Consider the following 2,599-nt stretch of genomic DNA (forward strand, 5'->3'; position numbering starts at 1 on the left):
GCCAGGCCCGGCCGGGCGGTGACCACGCCGTCCACCGGCGGCGCCGCCTGCTGCCGCCAGGGCCCTTCGACGACGGCGACCTGCCGTCCGTGGACCTGGTTCATCCACACCACCCGCTCGGCGTCCAGGCCCAGACGGCCGGCCGCGAGGGCGCGGTTGGCCGTCACGGCGGCCGGGTCGTCACCGACCGCCCCACCCAGGTTGAGCGCCTCATACGGAGCGGCGCTCACCCCGCCCCACCTGTCGGTGAAGGCGAAGTGCGCGCCGCTGCCGGTGTCGTGCCGTCGTATCACTTCGGACTGTGCCGTATGCCGGAGGTGGTCACTTGAGGAAGTCCGGCACGTCGAGCTCCTCGGCCTGGCTGTCCTGGTAGGGACGGGCCGGCGGGACCTGCGGGCTCGGCGCGGGGGCCGGGATCTCGCTGGTCGGCGTGGGCTCGGTGACGGGCGGCTCGGGGTCGGCCTCGCGGGCCGGCACGCTGCCGAGGCCGCCGAAGGGCGCCGGGCGCTCCGGCTCGGAGACGGCGGCGGGACGCGGGCTGCCGCCCGTCTCCTCCTTGCCGTAGGCGCCGAGCACCTTGTCGCGGTTCTTGGACGGCGGCTGCCCGCCGTCGAAGCCGGCCGCGATGACGGTGACCCGCACCTCGTCGCCGAGCGCGTCGTCGATGACCGCGCCGAAGATGATGTTGGCCTCCGGGTGCGCGGCCTCGCTGACCAGCTGGGCGGCCTCGTTGATCTCGAACAGGCCGAGGTCGGAGCCACCGGAGATGGAGAGCAGCACCCCCCGGGCGCCGTCGATGGAGGCCTCCAGCAGCGGCGAGGAGATCGCCATCTCCGCCGCGGCCACCGCCCGGTCGTCGCCGCGGGCCGATCCGATGCCCATGAGCGCTGAACCGGCCTCGGACATCACGGACTTGACGTCTGCGAAGTCCAGGTTGATGAGGCCGGGGGTGGTGATGAGGTCGGTGATGCCCTGCACGCCGGACAGCAGCACCTGGTCGGCCGACTTGAACGCGTCGAGCACGCTCACCTGCCGGTCGGAGATGGACAGCAGCCGGTCGTTGGGGATGACGATCAGGGTGTCGACCTCGTCCCGCAGGGCCGCGATGCCGTCCTCCGCCTGGTTGGCGCGACGGCGGCCCTCGAAGGTGAACGGGCGGGTGACGACGCCGATGGTCAGAGCGCCGAGCGAGCGGGCGATGTTGGCGACGACGGGGGCTCCACCGGTGCCGGTGCCGCCGCCCTCGCCCGCGGTCACGAAGACCATGTCGGCCCCCTTGAGGACCTCCTCGATCTCCTCGCGGTGGTCCTCGGAAGCCTTCCGGCCGACGTCCGGGTTCGCCCCGGCGCCGAGTCCGCGCGTCAGTTCGCGGCCCACGTCGAGCTTGACGTCTGCGTCGCTCATCAAAAGGGCCTGTGCATCGGTGTTGATCGCGATGAACTCGACGCCCTTGAGACCGACCTCGATCATCCGGTTGATGGCGTTCACGCCACCGCCGCCGATACCGACGACCTTGATGACTGCGAGGTAGTTCTGCGGTGCTGCCACGTCGAAGGCCTCTCGCCTCGAGTTACGTGTCGCCGCCCCACGGTGGTTGAGGTGCGCCGACCTATGCCGATGGGACGGTTCGATTGCCGACCCGAACCCTAACGCTTACGTTTAGGGTTACCAGTGTCTGTGTTGCTCGGGTTCCCTGTGGTTCCCGGGGTCTCGGTGTTGTCCCTCTCGGGACGGACACTAAGTCGACAAGTACCGCGCGTTCAACGAACACGCCGAACCTCCCGTTTTTCTTTTCACCCTATGTGATCAGCCATCCTGCCATCCATCCAGGGTGCGAGCGGGCCGCCGCGCCCGTCAACCGCCGGATGCGGCAGGCGCGCTGGGCACGCTGACGTCGAAGTGCCCGGCCTTCTCGCGGGCTTTCATCAGCGCGCTCAGCGATCTGGCCTTGGCCTCGCCGAACTCACTGCTGCCCCACATCACCGTACGGCCCCCGGACAGCTCGAGCATCATGGAGTCGAAAGTCCGCACCCGGATGGTCTCGGTGCCGCGCCGGACCGCGGCAGGCAGCGCCGCCGCCACCTTGACCGCCTCGACGCGCAACTCGTCGGGTCCGAACCGCCGGTCGCCCGCCGCCCGGTCGAGGTCGAGCACCAGCAGCGGCACCCCGGCGGGGCGGTCCGCGACGGTGGCGTAGCGCACGCCCTCGGCGTCCACCTCGACGAACTCGCCGCTGTCGCCCGGCTTCTCCATCAGCACCTGCGGACGCCGCTCGGTGACCTTCAGCGCGACGCCGTGCGGCCAGCTGCGGACCACCTCCACGTCGTCGACGCGCCGCAGGGCGGACCGCAGCCGATCCGCCACCGCGGACTTGTCCACGGTGGCCATCGGCTCCCCCACGGGCACGTCGGCCGCGGCGCGGACCTGTTCCGGCGTCAGCACCCGGGTGCCGCTGACCGTCACCCGTTCGACGCGCAGCCAGGTGGACCCGTAGAAGGCCCAGATGCCGAACCCGGCCACGGTCAGCACCGCGGCGACGAGCAGCAGCGAGCGGCGGCGCGGCAGGCGCAGCCGCCGGCGGGCCCGTTGCAGGGTCACC

General features: G+C 71.5%; 3 protein-coding genes. All 3 read right to left on the reverse strand.

From position 1 onward, the window contains the following. The coding region (locus ACYVE9_RS22345; protein WP_461029683.1) for a laccase domain-containing protein at nt 1-293 on the reverse strand (293 nt) is incomplete at its 3' end. A gap of 28 nt (nt 294-321) precedes the next feature. Further along, nucleotides 322-1,548, reverse strand: a complete 1,227-nt coding sequence (gene ftsZ, locus ACYVE9_RS22350) for a cell division protein FtsZ (RefSeq protein WP_461029684.1) — start codon at nt 1,546-1,548, stop codon at nt 322-324. 306 nt (nt 1,549-1,854) lie between these two features. After that, nucleotides 1,855-2,599, reverse strand: a 745-nt coding sequence (locus tag ACYVE9_RS22355) for a cell division protein FtsQ/DivIB (protein ID WP_461029685.1), incomplete at its 5' end; no start/stop codon positions are given.

Source organism: Streptomyces sparsus (genome assembly GCF_054776295.1).